This is a genomic window from Bacillus sp. JJ1533, assembly GCF_036965045.1.
Lineage (GTDB): Bacteria > Bacillota > Bacilli > Bacillales > Bacillaceae_L > Ferdinandcohnia.
The window spans coordinates 122,844-143,454 of the sequence record NZ_JBALOV010000023.1; the positions used below are offsets into that span (position 1 = coordinate 122,844).

16 protein-coding genes, 11 tRNA genes and 1 pseudogene are annotated in these 20,611 nt (G+C 39.8%); 26 read left to right on the top strand and 2 right to left on the bottom strand.

The features are described 5' to 3' along the window. Positions 1-298: 298 nt before the first annotated feature. The 6 genes and pseudogenes from V7138_RS11895 (at position 299) to V7138_RS11920 (ending at position 7,715) form a co-directional block, all read left to right on the top strand. Positions 299-1,384, top strand: coding sequence for a D-alanine--D-alanine ligase (locus V7138_RS11895; protein WP_335397476.1), 1,086 nt, complete (start codon positions 299-301; stop codon positions 1,382-1,384). A gap of 60 nt (positions 1,385-1,444) precedes the next feature. After that, positions 1,445-2,818, top strand: a complete 1,374-nt coding sequence (locus V7138_RS11900; protein WP_335397479.1) for a UDP-N-acetylmuramoyl-tripeptide--D-alanyl-D-alanine ligase — start codon at positions 1,445-1,447, stop codon at positions 2,816-2,818. Between the two features lie 261 nt (positions 2,819-3,079). After that, positions 3,080-3,787, top strand: a complete 708-nt coding sequence (locus tag V7138_RS11905) for an alpha/beta hydrolase (RefSeq protein WP_335397482.1) — start codon at positions 3,080-3,082, stop codon at positions 3,785-3,787. 391 nt (positions 3,788-4,178) lie between these two features. Then, positions 4,179-5,660: pseudogene (locus V7138_RS11910) on the top strand (DEAD/DEAH box helicase); the annotation flags it as partial. Positions 5,661-5,785: 125 nt separating this feature from the next. Beyond that, complete coding sequence (locus tag V7138_RS11915; RefSeq protein ID WP_335397488.1) at positions 5,786-6,265, top strand: PH domain-containing protein; 480 nt, start codon at positions 5,786-5,788, stop codon at positions 6,263-6,265. After that, a complete protein-coding gene (locus V7138_RS11920) occupies positions 6,255-7,715 on the top strand; it encodes a PH domain-containing protein (protein WP_335397490.1) in 1,461 nt (486 codons plus the stop codon). The genes V7138_RS11915 and V7138_RS11920 overlap by 11 nt, the downstream gene beginning before the upstream one ends. Positions 7,716-7,752: 37 nt before the next feature. Here the strand turns inward: V7138_RS11920 and V7138_RS11925 are convergent, their stop codons facing one another. Then, on the bottom strand, positions 7,753-8,472 hold the full coding sequence (locus V7138_RS11925) for a rhomboid family intramembrane serine protease (protein WP_335397492.1): 720 nt from the start codon (positions 8,470-8,472) through the stop codon (positions 7,753-7,755). A 124-nt stretch (positions 8,473-8,596) separates the two neighbouring features. Between V7138_RS11925 and acpS the strand changes: the two genes are divergently transcribed. From acpS to V7138_RS11965, 8 genes are all read left to right on the top strand, one after another. After that, positions 8,597-8,956, top strand: a complete 360-nt coding sequence (acpS, locus tag V7138_RS11930; protein ID WP_335397493.1) for a holo-ACP synthase — start codon at positions 8,597-8,599, stop codon at positions 8,954-8,956. Between the two features lie 252 nt (positions 8,957-9,208). After that, complete coding sequence (locus V7138_RS11935; RefSeq protein WP_335397495.1) at positions 9,209-10,225, top strand: LolA family protein; 1,017 nt, start codon at positions 9,209-9,211, stop codon at positions 10,223-10,225. Positions 10,226-10,515: 290 nt separating this feature from the next. Then, positions 10,516-12,897: an immune inhibitor A domain-containing protein gene (locus V7138_RS11940; protein WP_438824351.1), complete on the top strand. Its 2,382-nt coding sequence runs from the start codon at positions 10,516-10,518 to the stop codon at positions 12,895-12,897. A 187-nt stretch (positions 12,898-13,084) separates the two neighbouring features. Continuing rightward, entirely contained in the window at positions 13,085-14,248 is a 1,164-nt protein-coding gene (gene alr, locus V7138_RS11945) for an alanine racemase (protein ID WP_335397501.1), read from the top strand. A 224-nt stretch (positions 14,249-14,472) separates the two neighbouring features. Beyond that, positions 14,473-14,754: a CopG family ribbon-helix-helix protein gene (locus tag V7138_RS11950; RefSeq protein WP_010284645.1), complete on the top strand. Its 282-nt coding sequence runs from the start codon at positions 14,473-14,475 to the stop codon at positions 14,752-14,754. Positions 14,755-14,758: 4 nt separating this feature from the next. Then, positions 14,759-15,109: a type II toxin-antitoxin system endoribonuclease NdoA gene (gene ndoA, locus V7138_RS11955; protein WP_010284636.1), complete on the top strand. Its 351-nt coding sequence runs from the start codon at positions 14,759-14,761 to the stop codon at positions 15,107-15,109. A gap of 216 nt (positions 15,110-15,325) precedes the next feature. Further along, on the top strand, positions 15,326-16,081 hold the full coding sequence (locus tag V7138_RS11960) for a SigB/SigF/SigG family RNA polymerase sigma factor (protein ID WP_335397505.1): 756 nt from the start codon (positions 15,326-15,328) through the stop codon (positions 16,079-16,081). Between the two features lie 76 nt (positions 16,082-16,157). Continuing rightward, on the top strand, positions 16,158-18,308 hold the full coding sequence (locus V7138_RS11965; protein ID WP_335397524.1) for a Tex family protein: 2,151 nt from the start codon (positions 16,158-16,160) through the stop codon (positions 18,306-18,308). A 17-nt stretch (positions 18,309-18,325) separates the two neighbouring features. On the opposite strand, the gene cmpA is transcribed toward V7138_RS11965, so the two are convergent. Beyond that, entirely contained in the window at positions 18,326-18,439 is a 114-nt protein-coding gene (gene cmpA, locus V7138_RS11970; RefSeq protein WP_087947091.1) for a cortex morphogenetic protein CmpA, read from the bottom strand. A gap of 154 nt (positions 18,440-18,593) precedes the next feature. Here cmpA and V7138_RS11975 point away from each other — a divergent pair, with 154 nt between their 5' ends. The 12 genes from V7138_RS11975 (at position 18,594) to V7138_RS12030 (ending at position 20,588) form a co-directional block, all read left to right on the top strand. After that, positions 18,594-19,055 carry a SprT family protein gene (locus tag V7138_RS11975; protein ID WP_335397509.1) on the top strand — a complete coding sequence of 154 codons (462 nt, stop codon included), beginning with the start codon at positions 18,594-18,596 and terminating at the stop codon, positions 19,053-19,055. A 128-nt stretch (positions 19,056-19,183) separates the two neighbouring features. Next, positions 19,184-19,258, top strand: a tRNA-Asn gene (locus tag V7138_RS11980). Between the two features lie 2 nt (positions 19,259-19,260). Beyond that, positions 19,261-19,351: transfer RNA gene (locus V7138_RS11985), tRNA-Ser, on the top strand. Positions 19,352-19,360: 9 nt separating this feature from the next. Then, positions 19,361-19,432, top strand: a tRNA-Glu gene (locus V7138_RS11990). 56 nt (positions 19,433-19,488) lie between these two features. Further along, positions 19,489-19,564: transfer RNA gene (locus V7138_RS11995), tRNA-Val, on the top strand. 166 nt (positions 19,565-19,730) lie between these two features. Next, positions 19,731-19,805: transfer RNA gene (locus V7138_RS12000), tRNA-Gln, on the top strand. 168 nt (positions 19,806-19,973) lie between these two features. Continuing rightward, positions 19,974-20,049 (top strand) — tRNA-Lys (locus tag V7138_RS12005). A 16-nt stretch (positions 20,050-20,065) separates the two neighbouring features. After that, positions 20,066-20,146, top strand: a tRNA-Leu gene (locus tag V7138_RS12010). Positions 20,147-20,163: 17 nt separating this feature from the next. Continuing rightward, positions 20,164-20,250: transfer RNA gene (locus V7138_RS12015), tRNA-Leu, on the top strand. An 85-nt stretch (positions 20,251-20,335) separates the two neighbouring features. Next, positions 20,336-20,412, top strand: a tRNA-Arg gene (locus tag V7138_RS12020). An 8-nt stretch (positions 20,413-20,420) separates the two neighbouring features. Further along, a tRNA-Pro gene (locus tag V7138_RS12025) sits at positions 20,421-20,497 on the top strand. A gap of 17 nt (positions 20,498-20,514) precedes the next feature. Further along, positions 20,515-20,588 (top strand) — tRNA-Gly (locus tag V7138_RS12030). The last annotated feature ends 23 nt before the right edge of the window (positions 20,589-20,611 follow it).

A 20,611-nucleotide genomic window follows, 5' to 3' on the forward strand; every position in this document is an offset into this window, starting at 1 on the left:
GACAAGAGTAGAGGTGACCCCATGAGAGCTGTCCAAAAGCGAGGGTGATATGGACAAAAAGAGTGGTGAACCTGCGAGAGTTGTCCAAAAGTGAGGATGATATGGACAAGAGTAGCGCAGAACCCCTGATAGCTGTCCAAAACCTAATTTCATCAGAAGTTCCAGAAATAGGTTCAAGCCTAGACAGACACTTTTCTTAAGAGATGTAATAAATTATAGAAATGTTATGTAAATGTTATATAATATAAACGCGTTAATGTTAAAATAAAGGGTATATTGATTTTTTAGGAGGAAGCTTATGAAAGTCAAACTAGGCTTGCTATACGGAGGGAAATCAGCTGAGCATAAGGTTTCCTTGCAAACCGCATTAGCTGTAATTAAAGCGTTAGATCACTCAAAATATGATATTCATCCCATTTATATATCGGAAGAAGGCGAATGGATTCGCGGAAGCCAATTAACTGGACCTGTCGATGACGTGAAGAAACTAGTTTTAAAAGAAGCCGGTACCCCGATTTCACCAGTTTCTTTGAATGCAGAGCTTTTCCCTGCAGAGTCATCAAAACAAGACGAAACAATTGATGTAGTGTTCCCATTATTACATGGACCAAACGGAGAGGACGGAACTGTTCAAGGGCTACTTGAGCTTGTAAATATTCCGTATATCGGTAACGGTGTGCTTGCTTCATCTGCAGGTATGGACAAAGTCATCATGAAAAATATCTTCGGCCAAGCTGGACTGCTTCAAGCAAAGTATGTGTCATATATTCGAAATGAATGGAAGCAAAATCCGGATGAAGCCTATGCAAAGGTGGAGGAATTACTTGGTTATCCATGCTTTGTAAAGCCTGCAAACCTTGGTTCAAGCGTTGGAATCAGCAAAGCGACAAACCGTGAAAGCCTCGAAAAAGCATTTGAAGAAGCATTCATGTTTGACCGTAAAGTCATCATTGAAGAGGCTATCATTGGTCGTGAAATCGAAATCGGTGTCCTTGGGAATGACAACCCAAGCTGTTCCGTTGTAGGTGAAATTGTACCTAAGAAAGATTTTTACGATTATAAAGCAAAATATGAAGATGGCGATACAGCCCTCATTATTCCTGCTGATATTACAGATGAACAATATGAAACCGTCAAAACAGAGGCAATTAAAGCATTCAAGGCCCTTGATTGCTCAGGTTTAGTAAGAGCTGATTTCTTCTTAACGAAAGAAGGAGAAGTCGTCATTAATGAGGTCAACACAATGCCTGGATTTACACCTTTTAGCATGTTCCCATTATTATGGCAGGAGGCTGGTGTCAGCTATCCGGAGCTTATTGAAAAATTAGTAGAACTTGCAATTGAGCGTCATACGGAAAAACAATCAATCAAGTACACCATCTAAAACCAAGAAACACTATTCTTCCATCTGAATAGTGTTTCTTTATGAAAAGGGGAGAACCTTGTGATAAAAAAGAGTTTAGCTCAAATTGAACAAATGGCAAAAGGTGAGAAGCTTGCCCCACAACACAAAACTGTCGTAATCGAAGGTGTATCCATTGACACAAGAACCATCACACCAGGAAATCTGTACATACCGATCATCGGAGACACCTTTAATGGACATCAATTTGTGGAGGCTGCAATTGAAAACGGAGCAGCAGCTGTACTGTGGGGAATTGATCAGCCAAATCCGCCAAAGCAAGTCCCGGTTATTTATGTACATGACACATTAGAGGCTCTTCAAACACTGGCAAAAAGCTACCGTGATGAGCTTTCGATAAAAGTCGTTGGAATAACGGGAAGCAATGGTAAAACAACTACAAAAGACATGGTTACCGCGATATTATCAACTTCTATGCGTGTTCAAAAAACAGAAGGTAATCTTAACAACCATATTGGCCTACCTTTGACCATTTTACGATTAAAACAAGACACCGAGGTGGCTGTGCTAGAAATGGGGATGAGCGCTTATGGTGAAATTGAACTTCTTACCCACTTAGCACGCCCTAATGTGGCTGTGATTACAAATATCGGTGAATCCCATATGATGGACCTTGGCTCCCGTGAAGGAATCGCAAAGGCAAAGCTTGAGATTGTCGCTGGATTATCAAAAGAAGGCTTACTCATATACCATGGGGACGAACCTCTATTAACAGAGCGTATAAAAGAAATGAATATCCAAACCACAACGTTTGGAGAAACAAAGCAAAACAATCTACATCCACTGATGATTAAACAGGAAACCGAAGGTACCTATTTTTCCATTAATGAACAGGAACAAAAGGAATTTTACGTACCAGTCCTCGGAAAGCATAATGTGAACAACGCGATGGCTGCGATGGCGGTGGCACGTCATTTCGGTTTATCCTGGGACCAAATTGAAAGTGGATTAAAGCAAATTAAAATCACGAATATGAGACTTGAATTAATTGAAGGTGTAGGCGGAACGAAATTAATTAATGATGCTTATAATGCAAGTCCGTTATCGATGAAGGCGGCGATTAGCTTAGTTCACGATTTACAAACGGCAGGCAAAAAAATCGTTGTGTTAGGTGACATGCTGGAGCTTGGAGACAAAGAAAATGAATACCACGAGGAAGTGGGTCGATTTATCCAACCAGATAAGGTCGACTTTGTATTCGCCTATGGAACATTAGGTGGGCATATTGCCAGCGGTGCAAGGGAATCGTTCCCGCAAGACCGAGTGTTTGCGTATCAAGATAAAGAACAGCTTATTGAAGGATTACGGAATCTTTTATCAGAAGGGGACATCCTTTTAGTAAAAGGCTCAAGAGGGATGAAGCTTGAGGAAGTTATTTTTGCCTTCAAAAAGTAAAAAAAGCTCGGCGGCGATGATTGCCGAGCTTTTTGCTAGTTAATAAATGGCAGTATAATTAAAATAGTTAGTAGGATTCCTAAGGAGTATGAGAATAATTCTTTCATAAAGTCTGACTTTTCATTGAATAGCTTGTCCATTATATAACCTCCTAAAAATACTTCTTACTTATTAGTACGTTTGAAAACGATAAATGTTACAAAAACATTACAATTATTTCAAAAATATTTTAAAACTATTTTAAAAGGTGGTATCATCCTCATGATTGGCTGTTTGTTCATACATGGTTTTACTGGGGCTCCATATGAAGTTGAGCCACTTGCAGAGCATGTTCGCCATTCAACCGATTGGATCGTCCGGACGCCAACCTTACCCGGCCATGGCGAGACCCTAGACCTAAAAGGAACACATTACTCGGACTGGATCACACATGCCGAAAAAGAATTAGTAGATCTTCTTCATTCATGTGACAAGGTGTTTGTCGTCGGTTTTTCTATGGGTGGGCTCATTGCTGGTTATTTAGCAACGCGATACCCAATTCAAAAGCTCGTTTTACTAAGTGCAGCAGCCTACTATATCAATCCAAAGCAGCTAGTAGCAGATATTAAGATCATGCTTCGTGATGGCTTAAACAAAACACTTCATAAAAATGAACTTTTTTTACGTTACAAAAAGAAAATTGTGGATACACCCCTGTCAGCAACAATTGAATTTCGAAAGCTGGTACAAAGGGTTCGGCCTGAGCTTCACCATATCAAAGTCCCAACCTTAATTGTGCAGGGAGAAAGCGACGGAATTGTCCCAGTAAAAAGCGCACATTATTTACATCAGGTCATCTCCTCACCTGAAAAAAAACTCCTTTTCTTACCAAGTGCAAAGCATCATGTTTGTTATGGAGAAGATCAGGATAAACTATTTGAAGAGGTAGATTCATTCTTACATGAACCATCAAAAGAATGGATATACTAACCATTGGGAATTTCGCTTTATTGCATTTCTAATGGGGTAGTGGTAAGATTACAACTACAGTGTTAAAAAGGGCTGAGCTTGTCTAACCCATTGGTTACGCCCTTTTATTAACTTTTTGGACGTGAACCCTAAGGGCATTACTTCCGGTTACATTCACGGAGAATGTCCTTTTTTTAAGCAGAATTTGATTCTGGTCTATTATAAATACTAGGCAGATGCCTACCTACAGTTGTATTTCATCATGTGTAGGTTTTGCGATCATAATGCATTGATTTGTATCCAGCTTAAAATCGTATTTTTTCGAGGCGAAAGCCCAGTGTCTATACAGATTTCCCGTCTAAAAGTCAATTTTGTCATTGTACAAATAGATTACAAAAGGAGTATGAAAAAATTGGCAGCATTTAACGAACTAGGGATTAGTCAGGATCTAATGAAATCAATTAGTCAAATGGGGTTCGAAGAAGCAACTCCCATTCAATCACAAACGATTCCATTAGCACTTGAAGGGCATGATGTAATTGGTCAAGCCCAAACAGGAACAGGAAAAACAGCAGCATTTGGAATTCCTCTTATTGAAAATGTCGATGTAAAAAGCGACAATATCCAGGGAATTGTCATTGCGCCAACTCGTGAGCTTGCGATTCAAGTATCGGAAGAACTTAATAAAATCGGTCGCTTTAACCGCGTCCGTATCTTACCAATCTATGGTGGACAGGACATCACTCGCCAAATCCGTTCACTAAAAAAATTCCCGCATATCATTGTAGGTACACCAGGTCGTGTAATTGACCACATTAACCGTAAAACTCTTAAGCTTCAAAATGTAAAAACAGTAGTACTTGATGAAGCAGATGAAATGTTAAACATGGGCTTTATCGAGGATATTGAGGCAATCCTAAAAGGAGTTCCTGAAGAACGTCAAACATTGCTTTTCTCTGCAACAATGCCAGGTCCAATCCAACGCATTGCTGAGCGTTTCATGAAAGACCCGAAAGTTGTAAAAGTAAAAGCAAAAGAAATGACTGTACCAAATATCCAACAATACTACTTAGAAGTACAAGAGAAGAAAAAATTTGACGTGTTAACTCGTTTATTAGATATCCAATCACCAGAGCTTGCGATTATCTTTGGTCGTACAAAGCGTCGTGTTGATGAGCTTTCTGAAGCATTAACTCTAAGAGGATATGCAGCAGAAGGAATTCATGGTGACCTAAGTCAGGCAAAACGTATATCTGTTTTACGTAAATTTAAAGAGGGGTCAATCGAAGTCTTAGTTGCGACAGATGTTGCGGCACGTGGCCTAGATATTTCTGGAGTTACACATGTTTATAACTTTGATATCCCGCAAGATCCTGAAAGCTATGTACACCGTATTGGTCGTACAGGCCGTGCAGGAAAAAATGGTTTGGCGATGACTTTCGTAACGCCTCGAGAGATTGGCCAACTGAAAAATGTTGAAAATACAACAAAACGTAAAATGGACAAAATGAAGCCACCTACTCTAGATGAAGCTTTAGAAGGTCAACAAAAAATGACGATGGAAAAAATCGTGTCAATGATTGAGTCTAATAATTTATCGTATTATACTCGAATCGCTGAAGAGCTTTTAGAGGAGCATGATTCAGTTTCTGTTGTTGCGGCGGCAATTAAGCTAATGACAAAAGAGCCAGACTCAACACCAGTTAAATTAACTGAAGAAGCACCTGTACGCGTGAAAAGAGACAACCGTGATAATAACCGTGGTGGTCGTGATCGTGGTCGTTATAAGGGTGGAAACCGTGACCGTGGACGTGGAAATGCTGGACGTCAAGGTTCAGGCGGAAATCGTTACTCTTCAAGTGGCAGCAATCGTCGTGGCAACTTCCGTAAAAACGAAAGTTAATTGCAAAAAGCAGTGCACAAGGGATGTGCACTGCTTTTTTTATGTTATTTTTCGACAAAATCATTTATACTGATAAGGTTGATATGAAAATTATTCCAATGGGGGAGAGGTTGGCTATGAGAGACATCCCAAAAAATCGGATCAGTGAACGTGCCTTAACAGTATGGAAAACATCTGCTATTATCACATCTTTAATTGGCTGGTCGATTGCGATTACCGTTTTAGTTCTAACGATTATTTTTGATTGGCCCTATTGGATTTTAGCAATAATACTCATCCTTTTATTGATTGAGTCCGTTTTAACAATTTTTATCTTACCAAAGCTCAAATGGAAGCGCTGGAGATATGAAGTACACGAGCATGAAATTGACCTTCAACGTGGAGTATTAATTGTAAAAAGAACAGTGATCCCGATGAATCGCGTTCAACATGTTGATACACAGCAAGGGCCATTGCTTCGCAAACATCATTTAGCTACCGTTACGATTTCAACGGCAGCAACCGTCCATGAAATTCCTGCACTTGATTTGGAGGAAGCAGATCAATTGCGTGTTTCAATCTCAAGATTAGCGAGGGTGGATGAAGATGATGTTTGAACCACGTCGTATGCACCCGGTTGCAGGATTTCTCAGTTTTTTAAAGCAGTTAAAAGAATTGATTCTTCCGTTTATTTTTATTTTTTTTGTCGGACCGGGGGATGACTTAGGAAAGTATTATTTTCTAGGTGCTTCTGCAGTTATTTTTTTAATGTTAGTATATGGAGTTTTACATTGGTATCGATACACGTATCGAGTTGAAAATGGGGAGTTACGTATTGAATATGGTGTGTTTATCCGGAAGAAGCGCTTTATTCCAATTGAGCGAATCCAAACAATCGATGTATCGGCGGGAATTATTCAACGGATATTTGGGCTAGTTAAGCTACAAGTGGAAACAGCTGGTGGCGGTATGCAGGCTGAAGCAGTTCTAACCGCCATCAAAGAAGAAGAAGCTAACCAATTACGTGAACTACTATCTCGTTCAAAACATGTTCAGGCAGAAGAAGCCGAAACACAGCATACGAAAATGACCTATCAAATTACACCAAAGGAACTGCTTGTTCTAGCTTCTACATCGGGAGGAATCGGAATTGTCATCTCTGGTGTGCTGGCATTCCTGAGCCAGTTTGCGGAATACTTACCATTTGAAAAATTATATACTACGATTGAAAAATATGTGAACCTATCGATCTTATTCTATATCATTGTATTAGTTGCACTATTCTTACTCATCGCTTGGTTTGTTGGTATTTTAATCATGACATTACGCTATGCCAATTTTACAGTCGTAAAGCGTGATGAGGAGCTATTTATTACGAGAGGCTTGATCGAAAAAAAGCAGACCACTATTCCGTTAACGCGAATTCAGGCAATACGCATTGGCGAAAATCTAATCAGACAGCCATTTGGCTATGCAACGGTGTATATCGAAAGTGCAGGAGGCTCAATAGAGAAAGGCGAAGACTTTTCAACTGTGCTTTTTCCATTAATAAAAAAGTCAGCCATCAATGACTTATTACATCATTTTGTTCCAGATTACCAGATGCGCAATGTTGATCACTATGTACCATCAAAGGCAAAGTGGAGATATATGATCAGGGGGATGCTGCCATTTGTCATATTCGTCCCGGCAATCGTTATGCTGTCCTATGTCTTTAGTTCTTGGGGATACCTAGGGCTCCTTCTATTACCGATGGGGGCAATCTTTGGCTATAGCCGCTATAAAGTAGCGGGCTGGACGATTGAAAATGACCAGCTAACACTTCAGTTTCGTTTTTTCAGTAAAATTACAGTTCTCCATCATAAAAAGCGAATTCAATCTATGGATAAAAAACAATCGTTTTTACAAAGGAAAAAAGAGCTTGGTTCCGTTCGTACCTTTATTAAATCAGCAGTAACAGGCAAAGGGTTTGAAGTAAAGGACTTGGAAGATTCAGATTGCTGGACCATTTGGGAATGGTACACGAAACGCAAAAATAAAAGTACAGAAGATTTTTCGATAGATTAAGACAAGGAGCTAAACTTATGTTAGCTCCTTGTTTGTTTTAAAGCAAAATTCCGAGTAGCACCAGGATAATAATAATGAGCCATAAGATATGCTTTATTGTAAACTGTTTAGGAAACCTCATCCGTGGTCGATAGGAGGAATCACCTGCCATAATAATTTGTGGCTGACTGGAGGTTTTCGGTAAAACAAGTGGTGCAATAATGGCGCCAGCAAGAAAACCGAAGATATGGGCTACAATATTTACGTTTGAATTGATAAAAGTCATGACTAAACCAATCACCAAAATGGTGATAATGAGCTGTGAATTCATTTGAGTTATTAAGTCTTTCCGGAACACAACCATATATAGGTAAACCCCGAACAAACCGAAGATGGCACCAGATGAACCGACATGGGCAAAATCAAGTGGCTCAATATAGAAGGTTGCTAGATTTGCAAGAATCCCAGTTAACAGATAAGCAATCGTGAATTTAACTTTACCCAGCATGCTTTCTAAAGCAGGTCCAAATAAGACAAGTGAGAAAGAATTAAATAGCATGTGCCCAAATCCACTATGTACGAAAATAGGCGTCACAAGCCTCCAATATTCACCTTCAGAGATCAAAAAATTAAACCCAATCATGTGCTGCAAAAGAGCTGTTCCGAATGGAAGGGACAAAAAGACCAACAGCCAAAGTAAGATATGAATTGTGATGATAATTGATATAATAGGATATAATCGTAGAAATTGACGAAAACTTTCAGTCCGTATAAACATTTTAATTCTCCTTTTTGTAGTTCTTATATCGTACTATATTCTTTAAAAGATGGCGAACATCCTTTAAGAGTTTGTACCATCATATGATTGAAAGTTTTTATATAGAAGAAAGGATTTTTTTAAAATGATTATTGGAATAGGTATCGATATTGTCGAGCTTGAACGTATTAAAAAAATTTTACATAGACAAAAAAAGTTTGTAGAACGAATTTTAACGAATGGAGAAAAAGAAAAATTTTTTCGCTTATCAGAATCTCGACAAATTGAGTTTCTTGCAGGAAGATTCGCAGTCAAGGAAGCATACTCAAAGGCGGTAGGGACAGGGATTGGCGAAAACTTAAGCTTTTTAGATATAGAGGTTTTATCCGATGAGAACGGCAAACCTGTCCTTACCAAGCCCTTGAATCACAAGGCTCATCTATCAATTACTCACAGTAAAGAATATGCTGTTGCACAAGTAATTTTAGAAAGCTTGTCAAGCTAGTCTGCATATTACACAACTTTGCCTCATATATTTTTAGTGCGGTAGGTGAGACAAGGTGTACGTGTATGGTGAACAGTGTGATTTCTTACTTAGTTTACAAGCAGTCATTTGTAAACTGGAACGGGGTTATGAAAAATCGCAGAAAAATGTTGGGGGTCCTAATACGCACGGGAACGATTCCTTATCTGTTCATCTAGAATTACACTTTGTCTCAACCAATAGTCGATAAGAGGCAAAGGGGTTGAAGAAGAAATGAAGAAGAAGGTATTTTTGTTGTTATTAGGGCTACTCATTGCCCTTGTACTCGCGGCATGTGGGGAAAAATCACAGGAAGATGTAGTTAGTGCACTGGATGACAAGGTGCAAAAAATGACTGGCTATAAAGCAGATGCAAAAATGACGCTTCAAACTGGCAATGATCCGCAGGTGTACGAGGTGGAAATCTGGCATAAGGATCCAACTTTCTATCGCGTAAACCTTAAAAATGCAGAAAAAGATCAAAGTCAAATGATTTTACGAAATGAAGAAGGTGTATTTGTTTTAACACCTGCACTTAATAAGAGCTTCCGCTTTCAAAGTGATTGGCCAGAAAACAGCAGCCAAGCTTATTTATTTGAATCTTTGGTGCATGACGTGAAAGAAGATCCTGAAGCGAAATTCACCGCTACAAAGAATCAATATGTATTTGAAACAAAAACAAACTATAAAAATAATAACATGCTGCCAAAGCAAGAAATTACTTTTAGTAAAAAGGACTTAGCGCCTGTATCTGTAAAGGTGATGGATCCGGATCGCAAAGTACTATTGCTTGTGGAGTTCACAAAAGTAGAATTTGACGCAAGCTTTGATAAATCAGCATTTGATGTAGACAAGAATATGTCTTCTGCAACGTTAGATGAAATTCCGGTTATGGGAGAAGTTGATAAGCAGCCACTTGAAGTCCTTTACCCTTCAGAGGATGCACTTGCTGGTGTTGAACTAAAAGAAGAAAAGAAAATTGAAACTGAAAATGGCACACGTGTGATTATGACATTTGGTGGCGAGAAAACCTTCACAATGATTCAAGAAAGAGCCCGAGTTGCAGAGGTTGCTACTACAATTTCGCTAAGTGGGGAACCTGTTGATCTTGGATTCACAGTTGGTACGCTTACTGATAAAGCTATTTCATGGACATACAATGGAGCAGAATTCATGATTGCTTCTGATGAATTAACTCAAGAGGAGTTAATTTCCGTGGCCCGTACAGTACAAAGTAAATCAGTTAAATAAAGTTTTGAACACAGGTCCGAATATCGGGCCTGTTTTTTTTCTTTTTTTAAATCTCGACAGATTCCTTAGTTGATTATTTCATAAACCGAAGTATATTGTCGGATGAGGTTGAGAGAACGTAGAATTTAACGAACGAAAAATGTTCTACATATTGAATTTCTACAATTTTTTTCCGATGAGTCTGTTACATTGTTTAAGCGGGATTGTCTAATTGAAGGGGGCTGTGATTGCACAAATAAGTGATGGAAATGTTTGGAATGAAATAACAAGTTTATAGGAGGGGTATGAAATTGAAGAGACGAAAGATTTTTTCCACTGCACTTGCACTATCATTAAGCGTTGGACTATTAGCTGGTCCAACAATCGCACCAAAAGCTGACGCATCAGATGTATCCTCAAAACTAGCTTCATACGGTTCCCCAATTGATTTGGGAATCGCAAACGACGAAAAACTCATTGAAATGCTTAAGAAAAACGGAAAAATACCAAAAGACGCTTCACCGTCAGAAGCAGAGAAGGGGTTGAAAACCTATCTACAAGCAAAAGCTGCGAACTCTGGTAAAACAAAGGACAAGCTGCCAAAAGGGCTTGATGCAAATCTTAAATCTGCTAATAAAGCAAATGACAATGGCTTAAAAAATGGGAACGGAAATAAGCTAGGACAAGCAAAGAAAAACAAAGTAGGTCCTGTTGAAGAAGAAAATTATAGTGGTGAGGTTCGCCACGATAAGGTATTGGTACTTGCCATTGAATTCCCTGATTATAAAAAAAGCTCCATTACAAAAGAAGAAACCGACATGTGGTATGAAGATTATACCCATGAACACTTCCAAAACATGATTTTCGGTGAAAATGGGTATACAGGGCCAAATGGAGAAACCTTAGTTTCCATGAAGCAGTACTATGAACAACAATCAGGTGGAAGTTACACAGTGGATGGAACGGTAGCGGGTTGGTATACGGCAGACCATCCGGCTGCATATTATGGTGGAAATTATCCTGATGAAAATGGATCAGATGCACGTCCGCGTACATTAGTCTATGAAGCATTAAAAAAAGCTGGGGCAGATCCAAATGTTGATTTAAGTGAATATGATGTGTGGGACCGTGATGATTATGATGGAGACGGTGTCTATAATGAGCCGGACGGAATTATTGATCATCTAATGGTAATCCATGCAGGTGTCGGCGAAGAAGCAGGGGGTGGTTCTCTTGGGGGAGATGCAATTTGGTCACACCGTTGGAACCTTGGTGGATTAATTGCGGTGCCTGGTGGGACATCCAATAGTGACCGTTTTGGTGGGCTTTTAGGTGCCTATGATTACACAATTGAACCTGAAGATGGGGCTGCTGGAGTTTTTGCCCATGAATTTGGGCATGATTTAGGTCTTCCAGATGAATATGACACGATTTATAGTGGAGCTGGAGAAGCGATTGAATTCTGGTCGCTAATGTCAGCGGGCAGTTGGGCAGGAAAGATTCCTGGTACAGAACCGCCTGGAATGAGTCCATACGCAAAACAAATGCTACAAAACCTTCATGGCGGGAACTGGTTAAGTGGAACAACATTACATGCAAATGATATTACAAAACAGGGTACTGAAGTACGGATTGACGAAGCTGTAACGAAGGGCGCAAACAATGATGCGGTGCGTATTGATTTGCCTGACAAAGAAAATGTATTAAATACTCCAGCTGAGGGTGCCTTTGAGTATTACGGTGGTAAAGGTGACGAGGTTGACCATAAAATGGTCACTACTATCGATTTAACAGGAAAAACGAGTGCAACACTTGATTTCGATGCTTGGTATAACATTGAAAAGGATTGGGATTATGCGATGGTTCAAGTCTCAACGGATGGCGGAAATACCTGGACATCTCTTTCCAGCGAAAGAACGTCGACAACCCTAGACCCTGACGGCTACCCGGCAATAAAAGAAAACCTGCCAGGTTACACTGGTTCAAGTAATGGGTGGGTAAATGAAACACTTAATTTAGATGCATATGTTGGTCAAGAAATAAAATTACAATTCCGCTCAATGACAGACTGGGCAACAAATCTTGATGGATTTTTTGCGGATAATATAAAAGTCACTGCAGATGGAAAAGAAGTGTTCTCTGATGGTGCAGAGGCTGACCCTCAATTTACATTAGATGGATTCGAAAAACATGATGGCAAATACCTTTCTAAACATTACTATTTATTAGAATGGAGATCCCATAATGGTGTAGATGAAGGCTTGAAGAACATCCGTCGTGGAGCAAGCTTAATGGCTTTTGACCCAGGCTTAGTTGTATGGTACGTCGATGAAAGCTATGACAACAATTGGACAGGCATGCACCCTGGCGATGGCTTTTTAGGAGTTGTGGATGCTGACCAGCACACAAATTACTGGAGTGATAAAGCTGTTGGTTCTTCACGCTATCAGCTGCACGATGCTGCTTTTAGCTTAGAAAAATCAGAGAAAATGCTATTAGATTATAAAGATTTATTAGGTGTAACAATGAAGGACAACTTCACACAACGCACACCATTATTTGATGACAGTGCAGACTACAGCAACCCAGGTTTAGTCGATGCAGGACGAAATATTCCTGAATACGGCCTTAAATTCCGTGTCGTTGGCCAAAGCGATGATGGCACAGTTGGTAAGGTGTTAATTTTTAAATAGCGTAAATAGGTAAGACCTCTTTGACCGCCCAAAGGGGTCTTTGCCATGCAATTGAGATTTCCTCACATATTTAAATTTTTCCATCATATGTTAAGATGGGTATGAAAAAACATCCATTGACAAGGACACAACTAAGTTTAATAATCGAATTCATATGATAGTCAATAATCTAAGAAGGTGTTTACTCATGGATTCTACCCATTTTTATCGCGATACGTGGGTTGAAGTTGATTTAGATTGTATTTTTGAAAATGTAAAAAACATGAAAAGCTTTTTACCAGAACAAGTGGACATTATGGCAGTCGTTAAGGCAAATGCGTATGGTCACGGAGATGTTGAGGTAGCAAAAACAGCTCTTGAAGCAGGTGCATCCCATCTCGCGGTAGCGTTTATCGATGAAGGAATTTCCTTACGTCATGCAGGAATCAATGACCCGATCCTTGTTCTCGGAGCATCACGTCCAACTGACGCTGAAATTGCTGCACAACAGAATATTTCACTCACCATCGCTAGTCAAGAATGGCTGGATAGTGTAATCGAAAACTATCACGGCAATACTCCGCTAAACTTGCACTTAAAGCTTGACACTGGGATGGGCCGTCTTGGAGTAAGAGAAAAAAATGAAATCGAAACAATCTTAGCGACAATCGAGCAACATCCTCACGTTCAACTTGAAGGAGTTTTTACTCATTTTGCAACTGCAGACGAAATAGATACCTCCTATTTTGACCAGCAGTATGAGAAATTCGTGCAAATGCTTGAGTGGATTCCGAACAAACCAAAAATGATCCATTGTGGCAATAGTGCAACAGGCTACCGTTTTCCAGAGAAGGTATTTAATTCAGTAAGACTTGGCATAGGAATGTATGGAATGACCCCATCATTAGAAATAAAAGATCAGCTTCCATATGAACTAAAACAAGCGATTTCTTTCAACAGTAAGCTTGTCCATGTAAAACAAATTGCAAAGGGCGAAAAAGTGAGCTACGGCGCAACCTTTACAGCAGATGAAGATATATGGGTTGGAACTGTTCCGGTAGGATATGCAGATGGATGGATTAGGAAGTTGCAGAATACTTATGTCTTAGTTAACGGTGAACGGTGTCAAATCATTGGTCGCGTCTGTATGGACCAATTTATGGTCCGTCTTCCAAAGAAACTTCCAGTCGGCACAAAAGTTACCTTGATTGGTCGACAAAACGATCAATTCATTAGTGTTGACGATGTTGCAAAGGTCCTTGAAACAATCAATTATGAGGTTACTTGCTCAATAAGTTTTCGCGTTCCGCGTATTTTTTTAAGAAATAAGAGAATAATTGAAGTGAGAAATCCGTTATTAAGACATTACTAGTAGAAAAATTAGTACATTGGTTGTACAAATGAGGGTACATTCTTTTTTTATGCGCGGATTAGAATGTAGATTTTGGAAGGCTTGTAAAAGATGTGCATAAAAACCAATTCTAAATGTCGATACTAAGATAAACATTTATGGATTAAGCTTTGCATCCAATCATAATAATGGTATTATTAAGATTGGAGTAGAATATGGTGGCAAGTTGGTGGAGGTGTATGTTTGTGTCTGAATCCAGCGCAACAACAGAAATTCTAGTACGATTACCACAAAACTTAATTAGTGAGTTGGATGGCCTAGTGAAACAAGAAAACGGTAACCGTAATGAACTGATTTATCAGGCTACAAAAATGTATCTACGTGAGAGAAAGAAGCGCCAGATCACGGAATCAATGAGACGCGGTTATATGGAAATGGCGAAAATTAACCTTACTATTGCATCGGAGGCTTTTTTGGCTGAATCTGAGGCTGACCACACCGTAGAACGCTTAGTTAGCGGGGGGTAATCATTTGATTGTAAAACGTGGCGACGTTTATTTTGCAGACCTCTCCCCAGTTGTTGGCTCAGAGCAAGGAGGCGTTCGTCCTGTTCTTGTCATCCAAAACGATATCGGGAATCGGTTTAGTCCCACAGTCATTGTCGCAGCTATAACTGCGCAAATTCAAAAAGCAAAGCTTCCAACACATGTTGAAATAGATGCTGAGCGATATGGATTTGAGCGTGATTCAGTTATCCTGTTAGAACAAATTCGTACAATCGATAAGCAGCGCCTAACCGATAAGATTACGCATCTCGATGAAGAGATGATGGACAGAGTGGATGATGCCTTACAGATTAGTTTAGGACTCATCGATTTTTAATTTATTATTTATATGCGATCGTCTATGAGAAGTTACCCGATGGTAGCTTCTTTTATTTTGTGTGGATTCCAGCACATGTTATATTACAAAAACATTTTACTTATGTAACAAATCCTAAAATGTGAAGGAAATCACATCTTTTCTAAAGAAATACATAATAAGGGAATATCCCGAGCAACCTTTCATGATAAAAAATAAAAGGAGAGCGGTGGAAAAATGAGAAAGCAATCTACGTATCCGAAAAACAAGGAAGTAGAAAAGCTGGTACAGAACTTCCAAAAAACTGGCTCAAAACAATCAGAAAGGGACATCATTGAAAAGTATGATAAAGCGATTCGTTCAATCGCTTGGAAATATTCAAAGGGAAAAGCGTTCCATGAGGATATTGTCCAAGTAGGAAGAATTGGACTTTTAAGTGCGATAAGAAGATTTGACATCTCCATTGGCAAAAGCTTTCACTCATACGCGATTCCAACAATCATTGGTGAAATTAAACATTTTTTACGAGACAAAACCTGGAGCGTCCATGTGCCAAGAAGCGCAAAGGAGCTCGGAATAAAGATCATAAAGGCTGAGGAAGAACTTACAACCATTTTACAAAGAAAGCCAGACGTGCATGAAATTGCAAATCATCTGCAGGTTGATGCTAAGGAAGTTCTAGAAGCGATTGAGTTAGGCCAAGCCTATCAAACGCAGTCGATTGACACTCCAATCAATTCGGATTCGGAAGGAAAAACCATCATAGAAACAGTTGGTAGACAGGACAAAGCGTATGAAAAAACATTAAAAAAATTAGATGTAAAGAAGGCTCTTCATGTTCTGTCCACACGCGAAAAAAGAATTCTTTACTACACTTATATAAAAGAAAAAAGTCAAAAAGAAACAGGGAAAATCGTCGGTGTATCACAGATGCATGTGTCCCGCATCCAGCGGATTGCGATTAAAAAGCTTCGACAAGCCGTACTTGGATGATTCAATTTTGGTAAAATAGAGGTAGAAGTGAAAGTAGGAGGAAGTAGTTTTGACACAGACATTGCAAACAAATGACATGATGGTGAAAACCATCGCTAAAGAAATTGGAATTACAACAAAGCAAGTGCATAGTGTGATTAATCTTTTAGATGAAGGGAATACCGTACCTTTTATCGCGCGTTACCGGAAAGAACTAACGGGGTCTTTGGACGAAGTGCAAATTAAAGATGTCCAAGAAAAGTGGGCCTATCTGCAAAATCTTGAATCACGTAAAGAAGAAGTGATTCGCCTCATTGCTGAACAAGGGAAACTAACAGATGAGATTCAAGCGGAAATTATGAAATCGACAAAACTTCAGCAAGTCGAGGACTTATATAGACCATACAAACAGAAGCGCCGTACAAAAGCGACTGTGGCGAAGGAAAAAGGACTTGAACCATTAGCGGAATGGTTATATGCTTTCCCGATGAATGTGGATGTTGAACAGTATGCATCCCAATTCGTTTCAGAGGAAAAAGAGGTTCTGAGTGCTGAAGATGCTATTGGTGGAGCGAAAGATATTATTGCTGAATGGATTTCAGATGACGCAGGTTTTCGTCAATGGATTCGCAATGAAACCTTCAAGCTAGGAACGATTGAAACAGCTGTAAAGGATGTAGAGAAAGACGAAAAAAATGTCTACGAAATGTACTACGAATATAAAGAACCTATTCAAAGGATCGTTCCACACCGTGTTCTTGCGATGAACCGTGGGGAAAAAGAGGAGATCTTACGAGTAACTATCGAACCGCCTCTCGATCGAATTTTAACTTTTTTAAATCGAAAAATCGTAAAAAAAGAAAATTCTCCGGTAACTCCTTATATCGTAGAAACAATTGAGGATGCCTATAAGCGTCTCATTCAGCCTTCAATTGAAAGGGAAATCCGAAAAGAACTTACTGAGAAAGCGGAAGATAGAGCTATCCATATTTTTTCGGAAAACCTTCGGAATCTCCTTTTGCAACCACCACTTAAAGGGAAGATGGTTCTAGGCGTGGACCCAGCCTACCGAACTGGATGTAAGCTTGCGGTAGTAGACGAAACTGGAAAGGTTCTAGATATAGGTGTAATCTATCCACACCCACCAGTGAATAAAAAGGAAGAAGCAGCTAAGAAAATTAAATCCATTTTACATGAATTTAAGGTTGAAATGGTGGCGATAGGAAATGGAACAGCTTCAAGAGAAACCGAACAATTTGTAGCGGATATTTTAAAAGAAGTGAATCAAGAAATCTTCTATATCATCGTCAATGAAGCGGGAGCAAGTGTATACTCTGCATCCGATATTGCTCGTGAAGAATTTCCGGATTTACATGTCGAAGAAAGAAGCGCTGTGTCGATTGCAAGAAGACTCCAGGACCCGTTAGCTGAACTTGTGAAAATCGATCCGAAGTCAGTAGGTGTTGGTCAATACCAACATGATGTATCTCAGAAAAAGCTAAATGATCAACTGACATTTGTCGTTGAAACTGTTGTTAACAAGGTTGGTGTAAATGTGAATACCGCATCCCCATCCTTACTGCAATATGTAGCAGGCCTATCAAAAACAGTTGCCAATAACATCGTTAAAAAACGTGAGGAACAAGGCAAATTCAAGGGTAGAAATGAATTAAAGGATATTCCGCGTCTTGGAGCAAAAACCTATGAGCAATGTATCGGATTCCTGCGTATTGTTGATGGTAACGAGCCGTTAGACCGCACTGGAATTCACCCAGAAAACTATAAAGAGGTTAAAAAGTTACTTGCCAAATTCGGTTTAACAAGCAATGACTTAGGAACGGAAAAACTAAAAGAAGCCATCTCGTCCATCGTTCCAGAGGAAATAGCTGCTGAATTGGGTATTGGTGAAATCACCATTCACGATATTACAGAAGCATTAGTCAGCCCAGAACGTGACCCTCGTGACGAACTGTCAAAACCATTACTAAAAAAAGACATCCTTAAGCTTGAAGATCTTGCAAAAGGAATGGAACTTGAAGGAACTGTCCGAAATGTTGTAGATTTTGGGGCATTTGTTGATATCGGAGTAAAGCAGGATGGCCTTGTGCATATTTCGAAACTAAGTAAAAACTTTGTCAAACATCCACTTGATGTTGTTTCAGTTGGTGATGTCGTAACCGTCTGGATCGATGATGTCGATGTGAAAAAAGGCCGAGTCGCACTAACTATGCTGCCGCCACAAAGTTAAAACACAAAACACTGCTTTTACGAGCAGTGTTTTTTTCTATAAAAATACCAGCATTGATTCAATAATTTAATTTGGTATCGATTTTTTTCATAATAGGCACGTTTCATTTGGTTCTGAAGCCAAGTAGGCATAACCCCATAACCTCCTCGTCAATAATCTTTTATCCTCGAAAAACAAAAAGAATGATACTATAATGTTAGAGTTACCAAACTATACGTTTGAGTATATATAGTGTATGCAAATACAGTACGTCCTGTTCGAAAAGGATGGAGAGGAAGAAAAAAAGTGGAACAGTTTGAGTTGCAAAAAATTGTAGAAGAAGTTTCTCTCGAGTTCTTTGGAAAACCATTCCTTCATATAGCATCCTTCAACAATCGATTGCAAACGACTGGCGGAAGGTATTTGCTGAAATCGCACAATATCGAGTTAAACCCAAAATACTATCAAGAACGAGGAATTGACGAGTTAGTAGGAATTATCAAACACGAACTTTGTCATTATCATTTGCATCTTGAAGGAAAGGGATATCAACATCGTGATCGCGATTTTCGGAATCTCTTAAAAGCCGTAGATGCCCCCCGATTTTGTAAACCATTAGAATCTGTACAAAGAAAAAAAGCTTCAACCCAATATTTGTATACCTGTAAGAACTGTGGGATAGGATATGTAAGAAAAAGAAGAATCGATACAAATCGATATGTTTGTGGGAAATGCTCAGGGAAATTAGTACAAGTAAAAAAATATTGACTCAAGATTATTCCTGTGATAAATTATAAAAGTCGCCGCGAAACCGGACAGACAAAATACAGATAAATAACAGATGCTCTTGACAATCAGAAAGTCTGTTTTTATAATAAATAATGTCGCTACAATATTCCGCAGTAGCTCAGTGGTAGAGCTATCGGCTGTTAACCGATCGGTCGTAGGTTCGAATCCTACCTGCGGAGCCAATGGAGAAGTACTCAAGTGGCTGAAGAGGCGCCCCTGCTAAGGGTGTAGGTCGCGTAAGCGGCGCGAGGGTTCAAATCCCTCCTTCTCCGCCAGTTTAAAATGGCCCGTTGGTCAAGCGGTTAAGACACCGCCCTTTCACGGCGGTAACACGGGTTCGAATCCCGTACGGGTCATACAATCATGGGATGTAGGATTCTAATTCCTACCTCCCATTTCTATCTCTTTAAATGGAGGATTAGCTCAGCTGGGAGAGCACCTGCCTTACAAGCAGGGGGTCGGCGGTTCGATCCCGTCATCCTCCACCATGGGAACTCTTGATATGTCGATGATATATATATTGGTATGAGCATATACAATTAGTGTTATCGACGATATTCCGCAAAATTTCCTGCTGAAATTTTTCAGAATATCCTCTTGCGGAGAAGATTCATGAAGCTTATTCAAAGATGAGGATTCATGAAGATTATTCATTGGGCTATAGCCAAGCGGTAAGGCAACGGACTTTGACTCCGTCATTCGTAGGTTCGAATCCTGCTAGCCCAGCCATTTATAACGAGCCATTAGCTCAGTCGGTAGAGCACGAACGAGTAAACTTCGAAGCATAAGCTTCAGCGTACCAATCGAGCTGCTACTTGAAATTACTTTCTGAGATTGGGACGTCGTAGATGTACTCAATTCGATTACGTTAATACATTATTCACTAATCTCTTTTACGAGCCATTAGCTCAGTCGGTAGAGCATCTGACTTTTAATCAGAGGGTCGAAGGTTCGAGTCCTTCATGGCTCACCATTTTTCAAATTCATATGCGGGTGTGGCGGAATTGGCAGACGCGCTAGACTTAGGATCTAGTGTCTTTGACGTGGGGGTTCGAGTCCCTTCACCCGCACTGTGCTTGATTTATTCGCGGTCGTGGCGGAATGGCAGACGCGCTAGGTTGAGGGCCTAGTGGGAGTTGATCCCGTGGAAGTTCGAGTCTTCTCGACCGCACCAAAAAAACTTTTAAAAAAACACTTGCAATTGATAATCTAAGGTGTTATGATAGAAAAGTCGCTGATTTCGAATCACGTTTTAATATGCGCCCGTAGCTCAATTGGATAGAGCGTCTGACTACGGATCAGAAGGCTATGGGTTCGACTCCTTTCGGGCGCGCCATATTATATCGGGAAGTAGCTCAGCTTGGTAGAGCACTTGGTTTGGGACCAAGGGGTCGCAGGTTCGAATCCTGTCTTCCCGACCAGACGAAATTTAATAAATGCGGGTGTAGTTTAATGGTAAAACCTCAGCCTTCCAAGCTGATGTCGTGAGTTCGATTCTCATCACCCGCTCCAAATTAGTTCTTTGAAAACTAAAC

Bases quoted from the DNA above. Each gene is read 5' to 3' on its own strand.
- V7138_RS11895 (WP_335397476.1), top strand. From the start codon at position 299: ATGAAAGTCAAACTAGGCTTGCTATACGGAGGGAAATCAGCTGAGCAT.
- V7138_RS11905 (WP_335397482.1), top strand. From the start codon at position 3,080: ATGATTGGCTGTTTGTTCATACATGGTTTTACTGGGGCTCCATATGAA.
- V7138_RS11915 (WP_335397488.1), top strand. From the start codon at position 5,786: ATGAGAGACATCCCAAAAAATCGGATCAGTGAACGTGCCTTAACAGTA.
- V7138_RS11920 (WP_335397490.1), top strand. From the start codon at position 6,255: ATGATGTTTGAACCACGTCGTATGCACCCGGTTGCAGGATTTCTCAGT.
- V7138_RS11925 (WP_335397492.1), bottom strand. From the start codon at position 8,472: ATGTTTATACGGACTGAAAGTTTTCGTCAATTTCTACGATTATATCCT.
- acpS (WP_335397493.1), top strand. From the start codon at position 8,597: ATGATTATTGGAATAGGTATCGATATTGTCGAGCTTGAACGTATTAAA.
- V7138_RS11935 (WP_335397495.1), top strand. From the start codon at position 9,209: ATGAAGAAGAAGGTATTTTTGTTGTTATTAGGGCTACTCATTGCCCTT.
- alr (WP_335397501.1), top strand. From the start codon at position 13,085: ATGGATTCTACCCATTTTTATCGCGATACGTGGGTTGAAGTTGATTTA.
- V7138_RS11960 (WP_335397505.1), top strand. From the start codon at position 15,326: ATGAGAAAGCAATCTACGTATCCGAAAAACAAGGAAGTAGAAAAGCTG.
- V7138_RS11965 (WP_335397524.1), top strand. From the start codon at position 16,158: ATGATGGTGAAAACCATCGCTAAAGAAATTGGAATTACAACAAAGCAA.
- cmpA (WP_087947091.1), bottom strand. From the start codon at position 18,439: ATGCCTACTTGGCTTCAGAACCAAATGAAACGTGCCTATTATGAAAAA.